23 protein-coding genes are annotated in these 20,794 nt (G+C 73.8%); 13 read left to right on the top strand and 10 right to left on the bottom strand.

Annotated elements, in window-relative coordinates:
• Position 1: 1 nt before the first annotated feature.
• Genes thiO through DNK53_RS09575 form a run of 8 tightly spaced genes read left to right on the top strand, consistent with a single transcriptional unit; the run spans position 2 to position 6,509 of the window.
• Complete coding sequence (thiO, locus tag DNK53_RS09610; RefSeq protein WP_162599864.1) at positions 2-1,030, top strand: glycine oxidase ThiO; 1,029 nt, start codon at positions 2-4, stop codon at positions 1,028-1,030.
• On the top strand, positions 1,027-1,224 hold the full coding sequence (gene thiS / locus DNK53_RS17490) for a sulfur carrier protein ThiS (RefSeq protein ID WP_162599863.1): 198 nt from the start codon (positions 1,027-1,029) through the stop codon (positions 1,222-1,224). Before thiO ends, thiS begins: the two co-directional genes overlap by 4 nt.
• On the top strand, positions 1,221-1,988 hold the full coding sequence (locus DNK53_RS09600) for a beta/alpha barrel domain-containing protein (protein WP_110182039.1): 768 nt from the start codon (positions 1,221-1,223) through the stop codon (positions 1,986-1,988). The genes thiS and DNK53_RS09600 overlap by 4 nt, the downstream gene beginning before the upstream one ends.
• Positions 1,985-2,557, top strand: a complete 573-nt coding sequence (locus tag DNK53_RS09595) for a thiamine phosphate synthase (RefSeq protein ID WP_110182038.1) — start codon at positions 1,985-1,987, stop codon at positions 2,555-2,557. Before DNK53_RS09600 ends, DNK53_RS09595 begins: the two co-directional genes overlap by 4 nt.
• Positions 2,554-3,351: a bifunctional hydroxymethylpyrimidine kinase/phosphomethylpyrimidine kinase gene (thiD, locus tag DNK53_RS09590; RefSeq protein WP_110182037.1), complete on the top strand. Its 798-nt coding sequence runs from the start codon at positions 2,554-2,556 to the stop codon at positions 3,349-3,351. The genes DNK53_RS09595 and thiD overlap by 4 nt, the downstream gene beginning before the upstream one ends.
• Complete coding sequence (gene thiC, locus DNK53_RS09585; protein WP_110182036.1) at positions 3,348-4,985, top strand: phosphomethylpyrimidine synthase ThiC; 1,638 nt, start codon at positions 3,348-3,350, stop codon at positions 4,983-4,985. Before thiD ends, thiC begins: the two co-directional genes overlap by 4 nt.
• A gap of 17 nt (positions 4,986-5,002) precedes the next feature.
• Positions 5,003-5,851 carry a Cof-type HAD-IIB family hydrolase gene (locus tag DNK53_RS09580; protein ID WP_110182035.1) on the top strand — a complete coding sequence of 283 codons (849 nt, stop codon included), beginning with the start codon at positions 5,003-5,005 and terminating at the stop codon, positions 5,849-5,851.
• Between the two features lie 10 nt (positions 5,852-5,861).
• The gene (locus DNK53_RS09575; RefSeq protein WP_110182034.1) at positions 5,862-6,509 is read left to right on the top strand and encodes a DUF1707 SHOCT-like domain-containing protein; all 648 of its coding nucleotides are present in this window, start codon (positions 5,862-5,864) and stop codon (positions 6,507-6,509) included.
• A gap of 200 nt (positions 6,510-6,709) precedes the next feature.
• On the opposite strand, the gene DNK53_RS09570 is transcribed toward DNK53_RS09575, so the two are convergent.
• From DNK53_RS09570 to DNK53_RS09555, 4 genes are read right to left on the bottom strand one after another with little or no spacing between them, the layout of a single operon-like run.
• Positions 6,710-7,978 carry an ABC transporter ATP-binding protein gene (locus DNK53_RS09570; protein WP_110182033.1) on the bottom strand — a complete coding sequence of 423 codons (1,269 nt, stop codon included), beginning with the start codon at positions 7,976-7,978 and terminating at the stop codon, positions 6,710-6,712.
• Positions 7,979-7,982: 4 nt separating this feature from the next.
• On the bottom strand, positions 7,983-8,822 hold the full coding sequence (locus DNK53_RS09565) for a carbohydrate ABC transporter permease (RefSeq protein ID WP_110182032.1): 840 nt from the start codon (positions 8,820-8,822) through the stop codon (positions 7,983-7,985).
• Position 8,823: 1 nt separating this feature from the next.
• Positions 8,824-9,768, bottom strand: a complete 945-nt coding sequence (locus DNK53_RS09560; RefSeq protein WP_239456452.1) for a carbohydrate ABC transporter permease — start codon at positions 9,766-9,768, stop codon at positions 8,824-8,826.
• On the bottom strand, positions 9,765-11,051 hold the full coding sequence (locus DNK53_RS09555) for an extracellular solute-binding protein (protein WP_162599862.1): 1,287 nt from the start codon (positions 11,049-11,051) through the stop codon (positions 9,765-9,767). Before DNK53_RS09555 ends, DNK53_RS09560 begins: the two co-directional genes overlap by 4 nt.
• Positions 11,052-11,179: 128 nt before the next feature.
• Here DNK53_RS09555 and DNK53_RS09550 point away from each other — a divergent pair, with 128 nt between their 5' ends.
• On the top strand, positions 11,180-12,574 hold the full coding sequence (locus DNK53_RS09550; protein WP_110182030.1) for an acyltransferase family protein: 1,395 nt from the start codon (positions 11,180-11,182) through the stop codon (positions 12,572-12,574).
• Here the strand turns inward: DNK53_RS09550 and DNK53_RS09545 are convergent.
• A complete protein-coding gene (locus DNK53_RS09545) occupies positions 12,528-13,469 on the bottom strand; it encodes an alpha/beta fold hydrolase (RefSeq protein ID WP_110182029.1) in 942 nt (313 codons plus the stop codon). The genes DNK53_RS09550 and DNK53_RS09545 overlap by 47 nt on opposite strands.
• Before the next feature lie 90 nt (positions 13,470-13,559).
• Between DNK53_RS09545 and DNK53_RS09540 the strand changes: the two genes are divergently transcribed.
• A complete protein-coding gene (locus DNK53_RS09540) occupies positions 13,560-14,390 on the top strand; it encodes an alpha/beta fold hydrolase (RefSeq protein WP_162599861.1) in 831 nt (276 codons plus the stop codon).
• Here DNK53_RS09540 and glpX read toward each other — a convergent pair.
• Positions 14,355-15,377: a class II fructose-bisphosphatase gene (glpX, locus tag DNK53_RS09535; RefSeq protein ID WP_204163839.1), complete on the bottom strand. Its 1,023-nt coding sequence runs from the start codon at positions 15,375-15,377 to the stop codon at positions 14,355-14,357. The two genes, DNK53_RS09540 and glpX, sit on opposite strands and share 36 nt — an antisense overlap.
• Positions 15,378-15,469: 92 nt before the next feature.
• On the opposite strand from glpX, the gene DNK53_RS09530 reads away from it, so the two are divergent.
• Positions 15,470-16,015 carry a DUF4245 domain-containing protein gene (locus tag DNK53_RS09530; RefSeq protein WP_162599860.1) on the top strand — a complete coding sequence of 182 codons (546 nt, stop codon included), beginning with the start codon at positions 15,470-15,472 and terminating at the stop codon, positions 16,013-16,015.
• A 1-nt stretch (position 16,016) separates the two neighbouring features.
• On the opposite strand, the gene DNK53_RS09525 is transcribed toward DNK53_RS09530, so the two are convergent.
• Both DNK53_RS09525 and xseA read right to left on the bottom strand, forming a co-directional pair.
• Positions 16,017-16,226 carry an exodeoxyribonuclease VII small subunit gene (locus tag DNK53_RS09525; protein ID WP_110182025.1) on the bottom strand — a complete coding sequence of 70 codons (210 nt, stop codon included), beginning with the start codon at positions 16,224-16,226 and terminating at the stop codon, positions 16,017-16,019.
• Entirely contained in the window at positions 16,219-17,508 is a 1,290-nt protein-coding gene (gene xseA / locus DNK53_RS09520; RefSeq protein ID WP_110182425.1) for an exodeoxyribonuclease VII large subunit, read from the bottom strand. Before xseA ends, DNK53_RS09525 begins: the two co-directional genes overlap by 8 nt.
• Before the next feature lie 56 nt (positions 17,509-17,564).
• Between xseA and DNK53_RS09515 the strand changes: the two genes are divergently transcribed.
• Both DNK53_RS09515 and DNK53_RS09510 read left to right on the top strand, forming a co-directional pair.
• On the top strand, positions 17,565-18,572 hold the full coding sequence (locus DNK53_RS09515; RefSeq protein WP_110182024.1) for a 4-hydroxy-3-methylbut-2-enyl diphosphate reductase: 1,008 nt from the start codon (positions 17,565-17,567) through the stop codon (positions 18,570-18,572).
• Positions 18,572-19,195, top strand: a complete 624-nt coding sequence (locus tag DNK53_RS09510; protein ID WP_110182023.1) for an L-threonylcarbamoyladenylate synthase — start codon at positions 18,572-18,574, stop codon at positions 19,193-19,195. Before DNK53_RS09515 ends, DNK53_RS09510 begins: the two co-directional genes overlap by 1 nt.
• Here DNK53_RS09510 and DNK53_RS09505 read toward each other — a convergent pair.
• Together DNK53_RS09505 and DNK53_RS09500 are read right to left on the bottom strand one after the other, a co-directional pair.
• Complete coding sequence (locus DNK53_RS09505) at positions 19,141-19,572, bottom strand: DUF6542 domain-containing protein (protein WP_162599859.1); 432 nt, start codon at positions 19,570-19,572, stop codon at positions 19,141-19,143. The two genes, DNK53_RS09510 and DNK53_RS09505, sit on opposite strands and share 55 nt — an antisense overlap.
• Positions 19,573-19,594: 22 nt before the next feature.
• Complete coding sequence (locus DNK53_RS09500; protein ID WP_110182424.1) at positions 19,595-20,755, bottom strand: DNA recombination protein RmuC; 1,161 nt, start codon at positions 20,753-20,755, stop codon at positions 19,595-19,597.
• Positions 20,756-20,794 lie beyond the last annotated feature (39 nt).

Here is a 20,794-nt window from a genome sequence, read left to right as displayed (position 1 = left end):
GGTGGGGAGCCTGCGGGTGCGGGTGCTCGGCGCGGGGGTCGTCGGCCTCGCCTGCGCCGAGGAGCTCGCGCGCCGCGGCCACCGGGTGACCGTCTGGGACCCGGTCCCCGGGCGCGGGGCGTCGTGGGCGGCCGCCGGCATGCTCGGCCCGGCGGGGGAGGCGTGGCACGGCGAGGCCGACCTGCTCGCCGCCGGGCGGGAGTCGACCCGGCTGTGGCCCGTCCTCGCCGCGCGCCTGGGGGTCCGGCTGCAGACGGCCGGGACCCTCATGGTCGGATACGACGCGGGCGACCTCCTCGAGCTCGAGCGCCGTGCCGCGCTGCTCGCGGCGCTGGGCGAGGCGGCCGAGCCGCTGGACCGCCGGGCGCTGGCCCGGGCCGAGCCGTGCCTGGCGCGGGCGGCCGGGGGACTGCGCCTGCCCGACGACCTCGCCGTCGACCCGCGGGCCGTCGTGGCGGCGCTCCGGGAGCGGCTGGCCGACGTGCTGCGACCCTCCGCGTGGGACCTCGACCGGGAGCCCGTCCCGGGGCGGGGCCACGACGCGGTCGTGGTGGCCACCGGGGCGCGGCTGCCGGAGCCCTTCGCCCACCTGGTCCGCGGCGTCCGGGGCGAGGTGCTCCGGGTGCGGGCCGACGACCCGCCGCGCCACGTCGTGCGCGGCACGGTCCGCGGCCGCTCCGTCTACCTGGTGCCGCGCCCCGGAGGCGAGGTCGTGGTCGGCGCAACCACGGAGGAGCACGACGGCCCGCCCGTGGTCACCGCCGGCGGGGTCCACGGGCTGCTGGACGCGGCCCGCGTCCTGCTCCCGGGCCTGGACCGGGCCACTTGGCTCGAGGCCGCCGCCCGGGACCGGCCCGGCACCCGGGACAACCGGCCGCTGGTCGGTCCCACCCACCTGCCCGGCGTGGTGCTCGCCGCCGGGCACCACCGCCACGGGGTGCTGCTCGCCCCGCTGACCGCCCGCCTGGTCGCCGACCACCTGGAGTCGGGGACCGTCCACCACCCCTGGGACCCGAGGAGGAACCCGTGAGGATCACGTTCGACGGACGAGAGGTCGAGGTGCCCGACGGCGACCTGGCCGCGCTGCTGCGCCACCGGGACGCCCCGACGACCGGGTGCGCCGTCGCCGTCAACGGTCGGGTCGTGCCGCGCGCCGCCCACGCCGGGCACCCGCTGCGGCCCGGGGACGTCGTCGACGTCGTGCAGGCGGTGCCGGGCGGATGAGGGACCCCCTGGTCGTCGCGGGCGAGACGGTCGCCTCGCGGTTCTGGCTCGGCACCGGCGGCCTGCCGCGGCTCTCCCTGCTGCCCGACGTGCTGGCGGCCGCGGAGCCGGGCCTGGTGACGGTGAGCATGCGGCGCACCTCCGGCAGCGGCGGGGGCGGCCTGCTCGACACGCTGCGGGAGCACGGTGTGCGGGTGCTGCCCAACACCGCCGGCTGCACGAGCGCCCGGGAGGCCGTGCTCACCGCCGAGCTGGCCCGCGAGGCCCTCGGCACCGACTGGGTCAAGCTCGAGGTGGTCGGCGACGAGGAGTCGCTGCTCCCCGACGCGGTCGAGCTGGTCGACGCCGCCGAGACGCTGGTGGCCCGCGGCTTCACCGTGCTGCCCTACGCCCCCTGCGACCCCGTGCTGGCGCGGCGGCTGGCCGACGCCGGGTGCGCCGCGGTGATGCCGCTCGGCTCGCCCATCGGCTCCGGGCGCGGGGTCCTCGACCCGTGGTCGCTGGAGGCGGTGGTGGCGGCGGTCGCCGTGCCGGTGGTGCTGGACGCCGGGGTGGGCACCGCCTCCGACGCGGCGCTCGCCGCGGAGCTGGGGTGCGCGGCGGTGCTGGCCGCCACGGCGGTGACCCGCGCGGAGGACCCGGTCGCGATGGCCCGGGCGCTCCGGCTGGCCGTCGAGGCCGGCCGCGCGGCGCGGGGGGCCGGGCGGATCCCGCGGCTCGACGTGGCCCGGGCCTCGAGCCCGGTGGCGGGGCGGGTCGGATGAGCCCGCTGCCGCGCCTCCTCCTGCTCACCGACCGCCGGCAGCTGCCGGCCGGCCGGGGCCTCGCCGCGACCGTGGCCGCCTGCCACGCCGCGGGGCTGCGGGCCGTGGTGGTGCGCGAGCACGACCTGTCGGCGCCGGTGCGCCGGGCCCTGGTCGCGCGGCTCTCCCGGCTGCCGGGCCTGACCGTCCTCACCTCCCGACTGCCCGACCCGTCGGCCCGGGGGATGCACCTCGCGGCCGACCAGCCCGTCCCGTCCGGGGCGACGTGGTGGGGACGCTCCTGCCACGATGTCGCCGCGGTCGGCCGGGCCGCGGCCGAGGGGGCGCGGTGGGCGACCCTGTCGCCGTACGCCGCGTCGGCCAGCAAGCCGGGGTACGGCCCGGCCCTGCCCGCCTCCGCCTTCGCCGGCCACCCGCTCCCGGTCCTGGCGCTCGGCGGCGTGGAGCCGGGCACGGCGGCAGCCGCCGTCGACGCCGGCGCGCACGGCGTCGCCGTGATGGGCGGCGTGATGCGCGAGACCGACCCGGCCGAGGCGGTCGCCCGCCTGCTGGCGGAGGTCGGGTCGTGAGTGGCACCCCGCCGGTGGTGCTCACCGTGGCCGGCACCGACTCGGGCGGGGCGGCGGGGATCGCCGCCGACCTCGCGACCGTCGGGCACCTCGGGGCCCACGGGGCCTGCGTGGTGACCGCCGTGACCGCCCAGGACACCCTCGGCGTGCACGCCGTCCACGCGGTGCCGACCGACGTGGTCGCCGCCCAGCTCGACGCCGTCCTCGACGACCTGCCGGTGGCCGCGGTGAAGACCGGGATGCTCGGCAGCGCCGAGGTGGTCCGGCTGGTCGCCGAGCGGGTGGGCCGCGCCGGCCTCCCCCTGGTCGTCGACCCCGTGCTGGTGGCCACCAGCGGCGCCGTCCTCGGCGACGCCGAGGTGGTCGCCGCCTACCGCGAGCACCTGCTCGGGTGGGCGACCGTCGCCACGCCGAACGTCGACGAGGCCGCCGCGCTGGCGGGCCGCGACGGCACCCCCCGCGACCTCGCCGGCCTGCTCGTCGCGCGCGGGTTCCGGGTCCTGGTGACCGGCGGGGAGAGCGGCTGCGACCTGCTCGCGCTGCCGGGCCGCGACGTCGTCGAGGTCGCCCACGCGCCGGTCGCCACCGACAACGACCACGGCACCGGCTGCACCCACTCCAGCGCGCTCGCCGCCCACCTGGCCCACGGGCTCCCGCTCGCCGAGGCGGCGGCCGCGGCGGCGGCGTACACCGCCGGACGACTGGCCGCGGGCCGCGGCTGGCGGCTGGGCCGCGGCCGCGGCCCCGTCGCCCACACCACCCCCGTCCCGACAGATGAAGGAGCACCCGCATGACCAGCCACCCCGTCCAGCCCGGCCACCCCGTTCACCCGAGCCACGCCCGCGTCACCGAGGGGGACCTCGGCGTCCCCGTCACCCGCATCGCGCTGAGCAACGGCGAGACCTTCGACCGCTACTGCACGACCGGCCCGGGCAGCGACCCCGAGGTGGGGCTGGCGCCGTGGCGAGCAGGGTGGATCGCCGCCCGCGGCGACACGCAGGAGTACGACGGCCGCCCCGTGCAGCTGCTCGACAACGGGCGGGGCTCGGTGCGCCGCGGCGCCGCGCGGGGCGAGTGGCGGGGCGAGCGACGCCGGCCGCGACGCGGGGAGAGGGTGACCCAGATGGCGTGGGCGCGCCGGGGCGTGGTGACCCGCGAGATGGAGTACGCGGCGGCCCGCGAGGGCTGCGACCCCGAGCTGGTCCGCGCCGAGGTGGCGGCCGGGCGCGCGATCATCCCCGCCAACGTCAACCACCCCGAGCTCGAGCCGATGGTGATCGGGCGCCGGTTCCTCGTGAAGGTCAACGCCAACATCGGCAACAGCGCGGTCACCTCCTCGGTCGCCGAGGAGGTCGAGAAGCTGACCTGGGCGGTGACCTGGGGCGCCGACACGGTGATGGACCTCTCCACCGGCGACGACATCCACACCACCCGCGAGTGGATCGTGCGGAACTCGCCGGTGCCGATCGGCACCGTCCCGGTCTACCAGGCGCTGGAGAAGGTCGACGGCCGCGCCGACCGCCTCGACTGGGAGGTCTTCCGCGACACCGTCGTGGAGCAGTGCGAGCAGGGCGTCGACTACATGACGATCCACGCCGGGGTGCTGCTCGAGCACGTCCCGCTGACCGCCGACCGGGTCACCGGGATCGTCTCCCGGGGCGGCTCGATCATGGCCGGCTGGTGCCTGGCCCGCCAGGAGGAGAACTTCCTGCACACCCACTTCGACGAGCTCTGCGAGGTCCTGGCCCGCTACGACGTCTCGATCTCGCTCGGCGACGGCCTGCGGCCCGGCTCGGTCGCCGACGCCAACGACGCCGCCCAGCTCGCCGAGCTGCGCACGCTGGCCGGGCTGACCGAGCGCGCGTGGGCCCACGACGTCCAGGTGATGGTCGAGGGCCCGGGCCACGTGCCGCTGCACCTGGTCGAGGAGAACGTCCGCCTGCAGCAGGAGTGGTGCCACGGCGCGCCGTTCTACACGCTCGGCCCGCTCGCCACCGACGTGGCGCCCGGCTACGACCACATCACCTCGGCGATCGGCGCCGCCGCGATCGCGATGCACGGCACGGCAATGCTCTGCTACGTCACCCCCAAGGAGCACCTCGGGCTGCCGGACCGCGACGACGTGAAGACCGGGGTGATCACCTACAAGCTGGCCGCCCACGCCGCAGACCTGGCCAAGGGCCACCCCGGCGCCCGGGAGTGGGACGACGCGCTGTCGCGGGCCCGCTTCGAGTTCCGGTGGCACGACCAGTTCGCCCTGGCCCTGGACCCGCGCACCGCCGAGGCCTACCACGACGAGACGCTCCCGGCGGAGAGCGCGAAGAGCGCGCAGTTCTGCTCGATGTGCGGGCCGCGGTTCTGCTCGATGCGGATCAGCCACGACGTGCGGGCCCTGTCCCTGGGCAGGACGGTCCGCACCGACCGTTGAGCGCCTACGCTGCCGGGATGCCGCCCCACTCCGTCCGGCTCGTGGCCACCGACCTCGACGGGACCCTGCTCCGCGACGACCTGAGCCTCAGCCCGCGCACCCGGGCGTCCCTCGACGCCGTCCGCGCGGCCGGCATCCAGGTGGTGCCGGTGACCGCGCGGCAGCCCGTCGGGGTCCGGCGGATCGCCGAGCAGGCAGGCTTCGACGGGTGGGCGGTCTGCAGCAACGGGAGCCTCGGCCTCCACCTCGGCACGGGCGAGCGGCTCTTCGAGAGCCACCTCGGCGTCGAGGCGCAGCGGGCGCTGGTCGAGGCGCTGGTCGAACGGGTGCCGGGCGTGCTGTGCGTCAGCGTGCGGGACGGGGGAGAGGGCTTCGTCGCGCAGGAGGGGTACGCCGCGATCGCGAGCTTCGAGGACCACAAGCGCGAGGTCGCCACGATGGGCGGGCACCCGCTCGCCGAGGTGCTGGCCGCCCCGAGCCTCAAGCTGGTGGTCCGCCACCCCGGCCTGGCCGTGCAGGAGCTCGCCGACCGGCTCGCCGGGCTCGTGGCCGAGCGGGGGCTGGCGGGCTTCGCCGTCACGCGGTCGGGGGCTCCGTTCCTCGAGGTGATGGCCGAGGGCGTCTCCAAGGCGTGGGGGCTCGCCCGCCTCTGCGACGCGCTCGGCGTGGCCCGCGAGGAGGTGCTGGCCTTCGGGGACGCCCCCAACGACGTCGAGATGCTCGCGTGGGCGGGTCGGGGGGTGGCGGTGGCCAACGCGGAGCCCGTGGTGCGGGCCGCGGCCGACGAGGTCACGGCGAGCAACGAGGAGGACGGGGTGGCGCAGGTGCTGGAGAACCTCGTCGGCGTCGCTGCGGCCGGTCGATAGGCTGACGCCCATGGACCAGCCCGACCCCTCACGCCTGCGCGTCTCCGACCAGGACCGGCACCGGGTCGCCGAGGCGCTGCAGGACGCCGCGGCCGAGGGTCGCCTCGACCTGGACGAGCTGGAGGAGCGGCTGGAGGCGGCGTACGCGGCCAAGGTCTACGCCGACCTCCTGCCGCTCACCGCCGACCTGCCCGGCTCCCACGCCCCGGTGCAGCCGCTGGGGCAGACGCTGCCCGTCCCGCGCCCCGCGCCGGGCCTGCCGGCCACCGTCAGCCACCACAGCTCGGTGGCGATCATGTCGGGCGTCGACCGCAAGGGCGTCTGGCAGATCGGCTCCACCCACACGGCGTTCTCGATGATGGGCGCGGTGGTGCTCGACCTCCGCGAGGCCAGGTTCGCCGCGACCGAGACGATCATCAACGCCAACACCCTCATGGGGTCGGTCGACGTCTACGTCAACGCCGGCACCCACGTCGTCGTGGAGGGCTTCGGGATCATGGGCGCCTTCGACCAGGCCCGCGACAAGGTGCCGGCCGACCTGCGGCCCGACTCGCCCGTCGTGCGGGTCAAGGGCGTGGCGATCATGGGCGCGGTCACCGTGACCCGCAAGCGGATGCCGGGGGAGCGCGGACCGGTGCGCAAGATGCTGGGTCACTGAGCCTGTCGCTGACACGGGTCGCCGAGCCGGGTCGCTGACACGGAAGAGGGCCTCACGACCCGCCTACCCGGCGGCAGCTCGTGAGGCCCTCCGTGTCCGCGGGCTGTGCGTGACCTCCCGCGGCGTCCTTGCCGTACCCCTGGGGGGCACCCGTCATGTGTCAGGCGACCGGGACCTTCGTCCTTCTTCCTCCTCCGTCCTCACTCCTGCGCGGCCGGGTCGGCCGAGTGGATCTCGTCGCCCTCGTCGGCCATCCGCTCCGCCTGGGCGGCGGCCTCGGGGTTCTCCCGCTCCGGGATCCGGCCGGCCCGCGACTCGTCGACGGTGAGGTTCTCGCCCGTCGAGGGGTCGAAGAGGTGCATCTTGGAGGTGTCGACCCAGATCTCGGCGTCGTCGCCCTCGGAGATCCGGCTGGCGCCGTCGAGGGAGATCACCAGCTGGGTGCGGAGCGACTCGCCGTCGAGGTCCTTCTCGAGCTGGGCCAGCTGCTTCTGCACCTCGGGCGGGGCCTCGAAGGGGATGTAGGCGTAGGCCTCGTTGCCCAGCCACTCCACGACGTCGACCTTGGCCCGGAAGGTGGAGCCCTGCTTCGACGGGTCGACCACCGAGGCGTCCTCGAAGTGCTCGGGCCGGATGCCGGCGATCAGCAGGCCCTTGCCGCGGGCCCGGGCCGCCTTCTCCTCGGGGATCTGCACCTCTCCGAAGGGCAGCTTGACGGTGGTGCCGTCGACCTCGGCGGGGAGGAAGTTCATCGGCGGGGAACCGATGAAGCCGGCCACGAAGAGGTTGCCCGGGTTCTCGTACAGCTCGCGCGGCGAGGCGAGCTGCTGCAGGATTCCGCGCTTCATCACCGCCACCCGGTCGCCCAGCGTCATCGCCTCGGTCTGGTCGTGGGTGACGTAGACCGTGGTGATGCCCAGCCGCTTCTGCAGCCGGGAGATCTCGGTGCGCATCTGCCCGCGGAGCTTGGCGTCGAGGTTGGAGAGCGGCTCGTCGAAGAGGAACGCGTCGGCGTCACGGACGATCGCGCGCCCCATGGCGACCCGCTGCCGCTGGCCGCCCGACAGGTTGCCGGGCTTGCGCTCGAGGTGCTCGTCGAGCTCGAGGGTCTTCGACGCCTCCCGCACCTTCTGGTCGACCTCCTCGTCCTTCGCGCCGGCGAGCCGGAGCGGGAACGCGATGTTCTCGTAGACCGTGAGGTGGGGGTAGAGCGCGTAGTTCTGGAAGACCATGGCCAGGTTGCGCTCCCGGGGCGCGAGGTCGTTGACCCGCTTGTCCCCGATCAGCATGTCGCCGTCGGTGATGTCCTCCAGGCCCACGATCATCCGCAGCAGGGTCGACTTGCCGCAGCCCGAGGGCCCCACGAGGATCATGAACTCCCCGTCCTGCACGTCGATGCTGACGTCGTTGACGGCCGGGAAGCCGTCGCCGTAGCGCTTGACGATGTTCTTCATGGTGATGGCGGCCATGTGATCAACCCTTCACTGCGCCGGAGGTGAGCCCGGCGACGATCTTGCGCTGGAACAGCAGGACGATGACGATGATCGGGATCGTGGAGACCACGGCTCCCGCGGCCAGCAGCGACGCCGGCCGGTTGAACGGGTCGTTGCCGACGAAGAACGACAGGGCCGCCGGGATCGGCCTCGCCGCCTCGGTGGAGGTCAGCGAGATGCCGAAGACGAAGTCGTTCCAGGCGAAGAAGAACGTGAGAATCGCCGCGGTGAAGACGCCGGGCGCGGCCAGCGGGACGATCACCTTGCGGAAGGCCTGCCACGAGGTGGCGCCGTCGACCTGCGCGGCCTGCTCCATCTCCCAGGGGATCTCCCGGAAGAACGCCGAGAGCGTCCAGATCGCCAGCGGCAGCGTGAACGACATGTAGGGGATGATCAGGCCGAGCCAGGTGTCGTAGATGCCGAAGGTGCGCCACATGTCGAAGAGCGGGCCCACCAGTGCCACCACGGGGAACATCGCGATGATCAGCGCGGTGGTGAGGACGAACTTCTTGCCCTTGAACTCGAGCCGGGCGATGGCGTAGGCGGCCAGGGTCGCGATGATGACCGAGAGCAGCGTCGCGATGAGCGAGATGCCGATCGAGTTGAAGATCGCCCGGCGGAACTGGTCGTCGGCGATGACGTCGGAGTAGTTCTGCCACCCCGCGCCGCCGCCGTCGCGCGGCAGGAAGCCCGGGCTGCCCGTCGTGATGGCCTCCTGGGACTTGAACGAGAGCGAGATGATCCACGCCACCGGCAGCAGGCACCAGACGAGGATGAGGACGGCGCCGATCACGACGCCGATGCGGTTCTTGGTGCTCATGTCATCCCTCCTGCCGCGCCGCGGCGAGGTCGACGCGGAAGATCTTGACGATGAGGCCGGCGATCACCAGCACCGAGAGGAAGAGCAGCACCGAGAGCGCCGACCCGATCCCCAGCTGGAACTGCTCGATCACCTGCCGGTAGGTGAGGAAGGAGACCGACTCCGTCCCCTGCGCCCCGGCGGTCATCACGAAGATGTTGTCGAAGATGCGGTAGGCGTCCAGGGCCCGGAAGAGCACCGCGACCATGATCGCGGAGCGCATGTTGGGGAGGACCACCTTCCACAGCCGCTGCCACCACGTGGCGCCGTCGACCTTGGCCGCCTCCAGCATGTCCTCGGAGACCTGGGCCAGGCCGGCCAGCAGGAGGAGCGACATGAACGGCGTGGTCTTCCAGATCTCCGAGACCATGATCGCCGCGATCGCCGAGCCGTACTCGCCGAACCAGTTGAAGCTGTTGTCGAGGAACGGCAGCCACTCGTTGACGAAGCCGTTGCTGTTGCTGAAGGCGAACTGCCAGGCGAACCCGGAGACCACGGTGATGATGCCGTAGGGGATGAGGATCGAGGTCCGGATGACGCCGCGGGCGAAGATCACCCGGTGCATCACCATGGCGAAGATGAAGCCGATCACCAGCTCGACCGCCACGGTGACGACCATGATGAAGACGGTGTTGAGGGTGGTCTCCCAGAAGAGCGGGTCGGTCAGCGCGGTGATGTAGTTCTGCGCGCCGACGAACTCGCGGTCGTCGGGGGCCGTGAGGCTGTAGTTGAAGACGCTGAGGTAGATCGCCCGCAGCATCGGGAACGCCGTGACCAGCAGCATCAGGGCGATGGCCGGCAGGACCAGCTTCTGCCCCAGCCGCTCCTCGGCCTTGCTGCGGTCGCTCATCTGGGCTGTCTTGCGGCGGTCCTTCTTGGAGTCGGGTGCCACGACGGTGCTGGTCACAGGAGCCTCTTTCCATCGAGGACGTCGTTGAGGAACGACTCGGACCTGCCGGGCGTGTCCTCCGAGACGCTGTCGGGGGAGTGCCAGACCGACTGCACCGCGCTGGAGATCTGGCTGTAGAAGGCGCTCTTGGGCCGGGGCCCGCCTCCGTCGATGCTGTTCCGGAAGAGCTCGAGCAGGTCGGCCGGGTAGGCCTCCTTCAGCTCGTCCGAGTCGTAGACCGAGCCGCGCGAGGGCATCAGGCCCTCGTTGACGGCCAGCTGGCTCTGGGCCTCGGGGCTGGTCACGCAGACCGCGGCCTGCTGGGCCCACTCGAGGTTCTCGGAGTAGGCGCCGACCCCGATGTCGATGCCGCCGATCGGGGGCCGGGACTCCTCGCCCTCCACCGTCGCCGGGTAGCGCGCCCAGCCGAGGTCGTCGAACTGGTCGACCTGGCCCTCGTAGTTCTTGTAGACGAAGGTCCAGTTGACCATGAACTCGCCGGGGCCCTCCTCGGGGAACATCTGGCCGAGGCTGGTGCCCTCGTTGGAGACGGTCAGGTCGGCCTGGGCCGCGGGGGAGTCGGCGAGCTTGGCGATGATGCGCGCCGCCTCGGCACCGGCCTCGGTGTCGATGGTGACCTTCGCGTCGCGGCCGGCCTCCGTGTCCTCGAGCATCTGGCCGCCCGCGCCCATGATCATCGCGTTGATCCACACGACGTACGCCTCGTAGCGGTTGGCCTGCACGCCGACAGTGCCGCCGTTCTCGGCGGCCGCCTCGATCACCTGGTCCCACGTCCACGGCTGCTCGGGGTCGAGGCCGGCGGCCTCGGCGAGCGACTTGCGGTACCAGAGCACCTGGGTGTTGGCCCACTGCGGGGCCGCGACCACCTCGTCCTCCCACATCACCGTGTCGGCCGCGCCCTCGAGCACGTCGTCGTCGACCACCTCGTCGGCGAGGTCGCCCTCGAAGGGGGCGAGCCACCCGGCGTTGGCGAACTCCGGGACGAAGACCGGGTCGAGGCTCATCAGGTCGGTCGAGGAGTCCTCCGCGGCGAGCCGCCGAGCCAGCTGGGTGCGCTGGTCGGTCGCGCTGGCCGGGAGCAGCTGGATCTCGATGTCGTAGTCGTCGGTGCTGCAGTCGTCGGCCAGCTTGTTGAGCGTCTCCTGGCCGTCGGGGTTGATGTACCAGTTGAGCGTCGCCTTGCCGGAGTCGTCTCCGGAGCACGCCGCGAGCATGCTCGAGCACAGCGCCAGGGCCGCCACTGCGACTCCCGTCCGTCGACGCCTCGAGCCGCTCCTCATGGGCGATCCCATGGCTCCCTCCCTCTGTGGTCTAGATCACATGTAGTGCACCGGTGAATCATTGGCAACCCCCACACGTGTGACGCGGGTGTACCCGTGGGGCCCGGATGTGATGCAAGACTCGTCCCGTGAACCCGACGGCGAGGGGGGTCCCCGCGCGACCGCGGGCGGCGGACCTCGAGGCCCTGACCCCCGCGGACCGCAACCGCGTCGTGGACCTGGTGCGGGTCGGCGCGCTCCTGGTGGTGGTCCTCGGGCACTGGGTGATGCAGGGGCTGTGGGTGACCGACGCGGGCGTGCTGCGGCGTACCGGGATGCTCAGCACCGAGGTGTGGGCGCACCCGTTCACCTGGCTGCTCCAGGTGGTGCCGCTCTTCTTCCTGGTCGGGGGCTACGTCAACGCGCTCTCCTGGCGTCGCGGCCGCGAGCGGGGGCTGCCGTACGGCGAGTGGCTGGCCGCGCGGACCGCGCGGCTGGTGCGACCGCTGCTCCCGCTGCTGGCGTTCTGGGTGGTCGCGGCCCCGGGGGCCGGGCACCTCGGGCTGGGCTGGGACTGGCTGCGGGTGGCGGGCAAGGCCTCGTGGGTGCCGACGTGGTTCCTGGCCGTCTACCTGGTCGTCGTCGCCCTCACCCCCCTCACGCTGGCCTGGTGGGAGCGGTCCGGCCTGCGCACGGTGCTGGCCGGGGTGCTGCTGGCGGGCGCCGTCGACCTGGTCGGCCTCGTCGTCGGCGGGACCGCGGGGTTCGCGGTCGGCACCCTCAACGTGCTGGTGGTCTGGACCACCCTGCACCAGCTGGGCTACGCGTGGCGCGACGGCGCGGTGGGCGGGCAGCGGCACCGCGGGCGAGCGGCGCTGCTGGTGGCGGGGGCGCTGCTGGCGGCGGTGCTGCTGGTGCGCCTCGGGCCGTACGGCGTCTCGATGGTCGGAGTGACTGGCCACGGCGTCGACAACTCGATCCCGCCGAAGGTGACGCTGCTGCTGGTCGGTCTGGCCCAGGTGGGCGCCGTCCTGCTCCTCGAGCCGCGCCTGGCGCGAGTGGCCGCGCGACCGCGGGTGTGGCGGGTGACGGCGCTGGTGGGCTCGCGGATGATGACCGTCTACTTGTGGCACCTCACAGCGTTCGGCCTGCTCGCCGCCGCCTCGTTGGGCCTCGACGGCGCGGGGATGTCGGCCGAGCCCGGCAGCGCCGCGTGGTGGTGGTCGCGGCCCGCCTGGTTCCTGCTGCTCGCCCTCACCGCGGCGCTGCTGGTGGTGCTGCTGGGGCGGTTCGAGCCGGTCCGGACCCGGGTGGCCGCCGGCGCCCCTGGAACCGCCGGGGTCCGCGGCGCGGTCGCGCCGCTCCTGGAGGTGCTGGTGGTCTGCGTGGTGGTGGCCGCCCTGGCCCGCGGCGGCGTGGTCGACGCCGAGGGGCGTGCCGTGTGGGAGTGGCAGGCGTTCGGCCTCGCTGCCCTGCTGCTGCTCGGCGCCGGGCCCGTCACCGGGAGCCGGCGGCTGCGGCCCGGTCGGCGGTCCGACGGATGACGTCGACGAGGCTCGGGTGCAGCGCCTCGGGCATGTCGTGCCCCATCCCGTCGACCAGCACCAGCTCGGCCCCGGGGACCGCCGCCGCGGTGGCCCGGCCCCCCGAGACGTGCACCATCCGGTCGGCCGTGCCGTGGACGACGCTGGTGGGGATCCGCAGGCCGCGCAGTCGCCGCGTCCGGTCGGGCTGGGTGAGCACCGCGAGCATGTGCCGCAGCACGCCGCGGGCGTCGAAGCCGCGGTCGTAGGTGACCCGGGCCCGCTCGGCCAGGACCTCGTGCTCGACCGGGTAGTCGGGGGAGCCGATCATCTTCCACAGCGCCGCGCTGGTCTGCACGTAGGCCTCGCGGCCCGGGTGCCGGGGCGCGACCAGCGCGGGCAGGAGCTTGGGGTTCTGCCAGCCGACGGTCCGGCGCCCGGTGGTCGACATGATGCTGGTGAGGGAGAGCACCCGCCGCGGCTGCGCCACCGCCATCGTCTGGGCGATCATGCCGCCCATCGAGACGCCGGCCACGTGTGCGGCCTCCAGCCCGAGGTGGTCCATCAGCCCGAACGCGTCGTCGGCCATGTCGGCCAGGGAGTACGGCGCCCGCACCCGCCGCCCCATGAACGCGCGCACGAGCATGGCCCGGGTGACCCGGGCCGCCAGGTGGGTGGAGCGGCCGGTGTCCCGGTTGTCGTAGCGGACGACGTGGAAGCCGGCCCGGGCGAGCTGCTCGCACAGGGCCGTGTCCCACCACGTCATCGGCCCGCCGAGGCCCATCACGAGGAGCAGCGGGTCGCCGCCCGGGTCGCCGAAGGTCTGGTAGCACAGCTCCACGCCGGGACTCACCGGCGCGAGGAGCTCGTCGGAGGTCGCGACTGGCGCGGGCCTCTCCGGGGTACGCGGGGGCATGGGTGCAAGTGAACACGACGCCGCCGCGCAACCGGACGAGGTTGGGCAAATGGCGTCCTCCTGGGGTTCCTGATGGCTACCGTGCACAGTGTGAGCCCGAACACACTCGCCTCCTTCCTCCGCCCGGAGGGCTTCGAGGCGCTGCACCCCGCGGCGGTCCTGCGCGAGGCCAGCGTCGTGGCCGAGCTCGGCCGCTACGCGGCGAGGCGCGGCCGGCAGGGGCTGGGGCCGAGGTGTTTCGCGGGCGCCACCCCGCGCCGGGACCACGACCCGGTCGTGCTCGTCCCCGGCTTCCTCGCCGGTGACGCGACGATGGCCCCGCTGGCCCGCGAGCTGCGTCGCGACGGCATGCAGACCTTTCGCTCCCACATCCACGCCAACGTGGGCTGCACCCGCAGCGCCGCCGACCAGCTGGAGGCGCGCCTGGAGTCGGTGGTGGCGCGCCGGGGCCGTCGCGCCCGCGTCGTCGGGCACAGCCTCGGCGGGATGCTCGCGCGCAGCGTGGCCGCTCGCCGTCCCGACCTGGTCTCCGGGATCATCACGCTCGGCAGCCCGGTGCTGGCCCCGGGCGCCCACCACCCCAGCCTCACCGCCAGCGTCGAGGTGCTCGTCCGGCTCAGCCGCGCCGGGCTGCGCGGCCTGATGGCCGAGGACTGCGTCGCCGGGGCGTGCGCGCGGTCGGCCTTCGACCTGTGCCAGGCGCCGCTGGACCCGTCGGTGGCCTACACCGCCGTGTGGTCGCGGCGCGACGGGGTGGTCGACCACCGCGCCTGCCTCGACCCCCGGGCCCACCACGTGGAGGTGACCTGCTCCCACGTGGGCATGGTCGTCGAGCCGGAGGTCATCGACCTGGTGCGCCGGACCCTCGTCCAGCCGGTGCGGCTCTCAGTGGTCGAAGTCGATCGCGGAGAAATTGCGTAGCTTGCCGAGCTGGTGCTCGGAGATGATGTTGCGGATCGTGCCGCTGCGCGAGCGCATCACGAGCGAGTGGGTGGTCGCCGCGCCGTTGGGCAGGTAGCGGACCCCCTGCATCAGCTCGCCGTCGGTGATCCCGGTGGCGACGAAGAAGCAGTCCTCGCCGGTGACCAGCTCGTCGGTGGTGAGCAGGTGGTCGGGGTCCAGGTCGTGCCCGGCGTCGAGGGCGCGCTGCCGCTCCTCGTCGTCGGTGGGCCACAGGCGGCCCTGGATGACGCCGCCCATGGCCTTCATGGCGCAGGCGGCGATGATCCCCTCGGGGGTCCCGCCGATCCCGAGGAGGAGGTCGACGCCCGTGTTCTGCCGGGCCGCCATGATCGCCCCGGCCACGTCGCCGTCGCTGATGAACTTGATCCGGGCCCCGGCGGCGCGGATCTCCTCGGCGAGCTTCTCGTGGCGGGGCCGGTCGAGCAGCACGACCGTGACGTCCTCGGGGCGCCGGCCCTTGGCCTTGGCGACGAGGTGGATGTTCTCCGCCACGGGCAGGCGCAGGTCGACCACGTCGGCCGCCTCGGGGCCGGTGACGAGCTTCTCCATGTAGAAGACCGCCGACGGGTCGTACATCGTGCCGCGGGGGGCGACGGCCAGCACGGCGACCGCGTTGTTCATCCCCTTGGCGGTCAGCGTCGTGCCGTCGATCGGGTCGACCGCGACGTCGCACTCGGGGCCGGTGCCGTCGCCGACGGACTCGCCGTTGTAGAGCATCGGGGCGTTGTCCTTCTCGCCCTCGCCGATGACGACCGTGCCGTTCATCTGGATCGTCGAGATCATCACGCGCATCGCGTTGACCGCCCGGGCGTCGGCGCCGTTCTTGTCGCCCCGGCCCACCCAGCGGGCAGCAGCCATCGCAGCCGCCTCGGTGACGCGGACCAGCTCCATGGCCAGGTTGCGGTCGGGGGACTCGGGGGCGACCGTGAGGTCCTTCGGCGTCATGGGGCGCATGGTACCGAGGCGCGGCGGGACCCCGGCTCCCTCGGGGTGGGCCCGGACACCCGGTCGTCGCCCCGGCTGAGAGGATGGCCGGCGTGAGTGAGAAGCCGGGCCGCTACCAGACCTCGATGGGCGCCATGGTCGGCGCGATGCTCGTGCTGGTGGTCGCCGTCCTCGCGTTCGTGCTGCTGCGCGACCTCAACCGGGAGAGCGCCGAGACCACCGTCGACCCGCTCGACTGGGAGGAGGCGGTCGTCGCCGCCCAGGGCGCCGGCCACGCGGTGGTCCACCCCGGCGAGCTGCCCGAGGGCTGGAAGGTCACCAGCCTGGCCTTCACCCCCACCGACCCGCCCGTGTGGGGGATGGGGATGCTCACCGACGAGGACCGCTACGTCGGGATCCGCCAGGAGGACGACCGCGTCGAGGACCTCCTCGAGGTCTTCGTCGACGAGGACACCTCCGAGGAGGAGCCGGTGCGGGTGGGCGGTGAGCTGGCGGGCGAGTGGCAGGTCTTCACCGACGCCGGCGGCGACACCGCCCTCGTGCGCGAGCGCGACGGCGACGTCGTCCTCGTCTACGGCTCGGCGCCCCGGGAGGTCGTGGAGGAGCTCGCCTCCCGCCTGACCGAGGCGCCGCTGTGACCTACGCGCCCTCGGGGTCGGCCTCGATCGCGGCGTCCAGGCGCTGACGGGCGCCGTCCAGCCACTGCTGGCACGCCTGGGCCAGCGCCTCGCCCCGCTCCCACAGCCGGAGCGACTCCTCCAGCGTGGTGCCGCCCTGCTCGAGCGTGCGCACCACCTCCACCAGCTCCTCGCGGGCCTGCTCGTAGGAGAGCTGCTCGGTCTCAGCCATCGGTCGTCGCTCCTGGGTGCTGGGGGTCGGTCTGCGCTGTCTCTTCTGCCTGCGCTGTCTGGTCGGTCTGCTCGGTGCCCGTCGCGGTGGCGTGGACCCGGCCGTCGGCGAGGCGCACGGTCAGCGCGGAGCCCTCGCCCACGGCGGCCACCGACGTGAGCACGTGACCGTCGGCGTCCTGGACCACGGCGTACCCGCGCTGCAGGGTCGCCAGCGGCGAGAGCGCGCGGGCGCGGGCGCGGTGGTGGGCGACGTCGTCGGCGGCCCGGTCGAGCCGGTGGGAGAGCGTGCGCCGGGCCCGGTCGCGCAGGGCGTCGACCTCCTCGGACCTGACGTCGAGGAGGTGCCGCGGGTCGGCCAGCGCCGGGCGGGACCGGATGTCGTCGAGGCCGCGCTGCTCGCGGTCGAGGATGGCGCGCAGCTGCTGGCGCACCCGCTGCCGGGCCCACCGGACGCCGTGCAGCTCCTCGGCCATGTCGGGGACCACCAGCTTGGCCGCGTCGGTGGGCGTGGAGGCGCGCACGTCGGCCACCAGGTCGAGCAGCGGCTGGTCGGGCTCGTGGCCGATCGCCGAGACCACGGGGGTGCGCATCCGGTGGACGGCGCGGACCACGGCCTCGTCGCTGAAGGGCAGCAGATCCTCCACCGAGCCGCCCCCGCGGGCGACCACGACCACGTCGACCTCGGGATGGCGCTCGAGCCGGTCGAGGGCCTCCATCACCTCGCCCGCGCAGCGAGGACCCTGCATGGCGGCGTGGACCACCTCGAAACGGACGGCCGGCCACCGGCGGCGCGCGTTGTCCAGGACGTCGCGCTCGGCGGCCGAGCCGGGGGCCGTGACGAGCCCGACCGTGCCCGGGAGGAAGGGGAGGCGGCGCTTGAGCTCGGGGGCGAAGAGGCCCTCGGCGGCCAGCAGCTGGCGGCGACGCTCGAGCCGCGCGAGCAGCTCGCCCAGCCCGACCATCCGGATCGACCGCACGGCCAGCGAGAGCGTGCCGCGGTTGGCGTAGTAGCTGGGCTTGGCGTGGACGACGACGCTCGCGCCCTCCACGAGCGGCGGGTTGAGCCCGTCGAAGGTGCTGCGGGCGCAGGTCAGCGGCACCGAGATGTCGGCCACCGAGTCGCGCAGCGTGAGGAAGACCGTCTGCACGCCCGGGCGCCGGTTGACCTGCGCGATCTGCCCCTCGACCCACACGGCGCCGAGCCGGTCGATCCAGCCGGAGATCGCGTTGGCGATCTGCCGCACCGGTGCCGGCTGCTCGGGGGAGGTCTCCAGGGCCACGGCGGCCACCCTAGGCGACGGCGCCGACAGCCCCGGGCCCCGTAGACTCGGGTCCCATGAGCATCGACCTGGGTACGCCGACCGTCCTCTCGGCCGAGGAAGCGGAGAAGGCCGTGCTGCTGGCCGCCCCGCGCGGCTACTGCGCCGGCGTCGACCGGGCCGTGATCACGGTCGAGAAGGCGCTGGACCTCTACGGCGCCCCGGTCTACGTGCGCAAGCAGATCGTCCACAACAAGCACGTGGTCTCCACGCTCGAGGCGCGCGGCGCGGTCTTCGTCGAGGAGCTCGACGAGGTGCCGCCCGGCGCCACCGTCGTCTTCTCCGCCCACGGGGTCTCCCCGGCGGTGCACGAGCAGGCGGCCGAGCGGCAGCTGAAGACCATCGACGCGACCTGCCCGCTGGTGACCAAGGTGCACCACGAGGCCAAGCGCTTCGCCGCCGACGACTACGACATCCTGCTCATCGGCCACGAGGGCCACGAGGAGGTGGAGGGCACGGCGGGCGAGGCCCCCGAGCACATCCAGCTCGTCCAGTCGCCGGCCGACGTCCCGGGCATCGTGGTGCGCGACCCGGCCAAGGTGGCCTGGCTCTCCCAGACCACGCTCTCGGTCGACGAGACCCTGGAGACCGTGGCGGCGATCCGCGAGCGGTTCCCGCTGCTGCTGGACCCGCCGTCCGACGACATCTGCTACGCCACCCAGAACCGCCAGCTCGCGGTCAAGGAGATCGCGGTCGACGCCGACCTGGTCATCGTCGTCGGCTCCGGCAACTCGTCGAACTCGGTCCGCCTGGTCGAGGTCGCCCTGGAGGCGGGCGCCAAGTCCTCCTACCGGGTCGACGACGCCTCCGAGATCGACGAGGCCTGGCTCGACGGCGTCCGCACCGTCTCGGTCACGTCGGGCGCCTCGGTGCCCGAGGAGCTGGTCGAGGGGGTGCTCGCCTTCCTCTCCGAGCGCGGCTACCCCGACGCGAAGGCGGTGCGGTCCGCCGAGGAGTCGCTCATCTTCGCGCTCCCGCCCGAGCTGCGCCGCGACATGCGCAAGGCCCAGCAGCAGGGGTCCTGATGGCCCGGTACGTCGACCTCCACCCCGAGAACCCGCAGGTCCGCCTCGTCCGGCAGGTGGTGGAGGCGCTGCGCGACGACGCGCTGATCGCCTACCCGACCGACTCGGGCTACGCGCTGGGCTGCCAGCTCGGCAACCGCGACGGCCGGGACCGGATCCTGCGGATCCGCGACCTCGACGAGCGCCACGACTTCACCCTCATGTGCAAGGACTTCGCCCAGCTCGGGCAGTTCGTCAAGCTCGACAACTCGGCGTTCCGGGCGATCAAGGGGGCCACCCCCGGGCCCTACACGTTCATCCTGCCGGCCACCAGCGAGGTGCCGCGGCGGCTCATGCACCCCAAGAAGAAGACCGTGGGGGTGCGGATCACCGACCACCCCGTGGTGTGCACGCTGCTGGAGGAGCTCGGCGAGCCCATGCTCACCAGCACCCTGATCCTGCCGGGCGAGACCGAGCCGCGGACGATGGGCTGGGACGTCAAGGAGGAGCTGGACCACCAGGTCGACCTCGTGCTCGAGGCGGGCGAGACCTCCGCCGAGCCGACCACCGTCGTCGACTGGTCGGAGGGCTACCCCGAGGTGCTGAGGGTCGGGTCGGGGGACCCGTCCCGGTTCGAGGGCTGACCGGCGGCGCTGCTGCGCCGCCACCAGGCGGCGAGCGAGAGCGCGTAGCCCACGAGCAGCGCGGCGCTGTGGTGGGTGAGGCCGCTGATCACCGCCTGCACGACGCCGTCGTCGGGCTCGGCGACCACCTGCGGGGCGACGAGGCCCAGGAGCACGAAGACGGCGAGCATCAGCACGGGCGGGTAGAGCCCCATCACGAACCAGCCGTCCTCGCGGACCCGGACCGCCAGGGCCAGGCAGAGGGTGATGAAGCACAGGTCGAAGAAGAGGCTGAGCTCACCGACCAGCAGGTGGTCCACGGCGACGACGCTGAGCGCGACGGCCAGCCCGAGGGCCACGGCGTGGCTCTCGGACTCCGTGCCCCAGGAGCGGCTCACGTCGACCAACGTAGGGCTCCCGTCAGGCTCCGCGCGAGCGACGCGCCGGGTCGTCGGACGCGTCGGTGCCCTCCTGCGGCGGGGCGCTGAGACCGGCGAGGTCGGGGAACGGCTCCCGCTCGTCGAGCAGGGCGAGCTCGGGGGCCGACGGCTCCCGGGGGGCCAGGTCGACCTGGCGGACCTCGTCGAGCCCTGGGTCGACCACACCGAGGGCCTCGAACCTCCGGGCCGTGACCAGCACCCGGCCCTCCAGCGAGCCGACCGCCTGGTTGTAGGCCTTCACCGCGGAGCCGAGGCTCCGGCCGACCTGGGCGACGTGGTCGCCCATCGTCCCGAGGCGGTCGTAGAGCTCGCGACCCAGCCGCTGCACCTCGGCCACCTGCCCGGCCAGCGTCTCGTGGCTCCATCCCTGGGCGACCGTGCGGAGCAGGGCGATCAGGGTGGTGGGCGTCGCCAGGACCACCCGGCGCTCGGCGGCGTGCTCCAGCAGCCGGGGCTCGGCCTCGAGGGCGGCGGAGAGGAACGCCTCCGCCGGGACGAAGAGCACCACGAACTCGGGCGTGCCCGGCAGCGACTTCCAGTACGCCTTGTCGGAGAGCCCGGCGACGTGGGTGCGCAGCTGGCGGGCGTGCCGGGCGAGGTGGGCCTCGCGCTCCTGGTCGTCGTCGGCGGCGGTGGCGTCGAGGAACGCGTCCAGCGGCACCTTGGCATCGACGACGACGTGGCGCCCGCCGGCCAGGTGGACCACCAGGTCGGGCCGCAGCGCGCCGTCGTCGAGCCGGTGCTGCTCGGTGAAGTCGCACCGGTCCACCATCCCGGCCAGCTCAACCGCCCGCCGCAGGTGCATCTCTCCCCAGCGGCCGCGGACCTGGGGCTTGCGCAGCGCGGTGGCCAGCGAGGAGGTCTCGCGGCGCAGCGACTCGGTGGTCATCTGCATGCCCCGGACCTGCGCGTTGAACTCGCCCTGCCAGGTGGCGCGGTCGTGGTGCAGGTCGCGCAGCTGGTCGGCCAGCCGATCCAGCCCCTCGCGGACCACCGCCTGGTCGGCGGCCCGGGACTCCAGGGCGGCGACGGCCTCCTCGCCGGGGTGGCGGGTGCCCGCCCAGAGCCAGCCGATCAGCGCCCCGAGGGCGAGGCCCAGCAGCAGCCCGGTCACCAGCGTCAACAGGGTCGAGAGGTCCATGTCCCCGATCATGGCGGCGACCGCCGACAGTCCTGGGAC

Source organism: Nocardioides solisilvae, from assembly GCF_003194625.1.
GTDB classification, from domain to species: domain Bacteria; phylum Actinomycetota; class Actinomycetes; order Propionibacteriales; family Nocardioidaceae; genus Nocardioides; species Nocardioides solisilvae.
This window is presented reverse-complemented; position numbering and strand designations above follow the sequence as displayed.

Bases quoted from the DNA above. Each gene is read 5' to 3' on its own strand.
- DNK53_RS09525 (WP_110182025.1), bottom strand. From the start codon at position 16,226: ATGGCTGAGACCGAGCAGCTCTCCTACGAGCAGGCCCGCGAGGAGCTG.
- glpX (WP_204163839.1), bottom strand. From the start codon at position 15,377: ATGACGCCGAAGGACCTCACGGTCGCCCCCGAGTCCCCCGACCGCAAC.
- thiC (WP_110182036.1), top strand. From the start codon at position 3,348: ATGACCAGCCACCCCGTCCAGCCCGGCCACCCCGTTCACCCGAGCCAC.
- DNK53_RS09580 (WP_110182035.1), top strand. From the start codon at position 5,003: ATGCCGCCCCACTCCGTCCGGCTCGTGGCCACCGACCTCGACGGGACC.
- DNK53_RS09545 (WP_110182029.1), bottom strand. From the start codon at position 13,469: ATGCCCCCGCGTACCCCGGAGAGGCCCGCGCCAGTCGCGACCTCCGAC.
- DNK53_RS09575 (WP_110182034.1), top strand. From the start codon at position 5,862: ATGGACCAGCCCGACCCCTCACGCCTGCGCGTCTCCGACCAGGACCGG.
- DNK53_RS09510 (WP_110182023.1), top strand. From the start codon at position 18,572: ATGGCCCGGTACGTCGACCTCCACCCCGAGAACCCGCAGGTCCGCCTC.
- DNK53_RS09600 (WP_110182039.1), top strand. From the start codon at position 1,221: ATGAGGGACCCCCTGGTCGTCGCGGGCGAGACGGTCGCCTCGCGGTTC.
- DNK53_RS09515 (WP_110182024.1), top strand. From the start codon at position 17,565: ATGAGCATCGACCTGGGTACGCCGACCGTCCTCTCGGCCGAGGAAGCG.
- DNK53_RS09570 (WP_110182033.1), bottom strand. From the start codon at position 7,978: ATGGCCGCCATCACCATGAAGAACATCGTCAAGCGCTACGGCGACGGC.
- DNK53_RS09595 (WP_110182038.1), top strand. From the start codon at position 1,985: ATGAGCCCGCTGCCGCGCCTCCTCCTGCTCACCGACCGCCGGCAGCTG.
- DNK53_RS09565 (WP_110182032.1), bottom strand. From the start codon at position 8,822: ATGAGCACCAAGAACCGCATCGGCGTCGTGATCGGCGCCGTCCTCATC.
- DNK53_RS09500 (WP_110182424.1), bottom strand. From the start codon at position 20,755: ATGGACCTCTCGACCCTGTTGACGCTGGTGACCGGGCTGCTGCTGGGC.
- DNK53_RS09555 (WP_162599862.1), bottom strand. From the start codon at position 11,051: ATGAGGAGCGGCTCGAGGCGTCGACGGACGGGAGTCGCAGTGGCGGCC.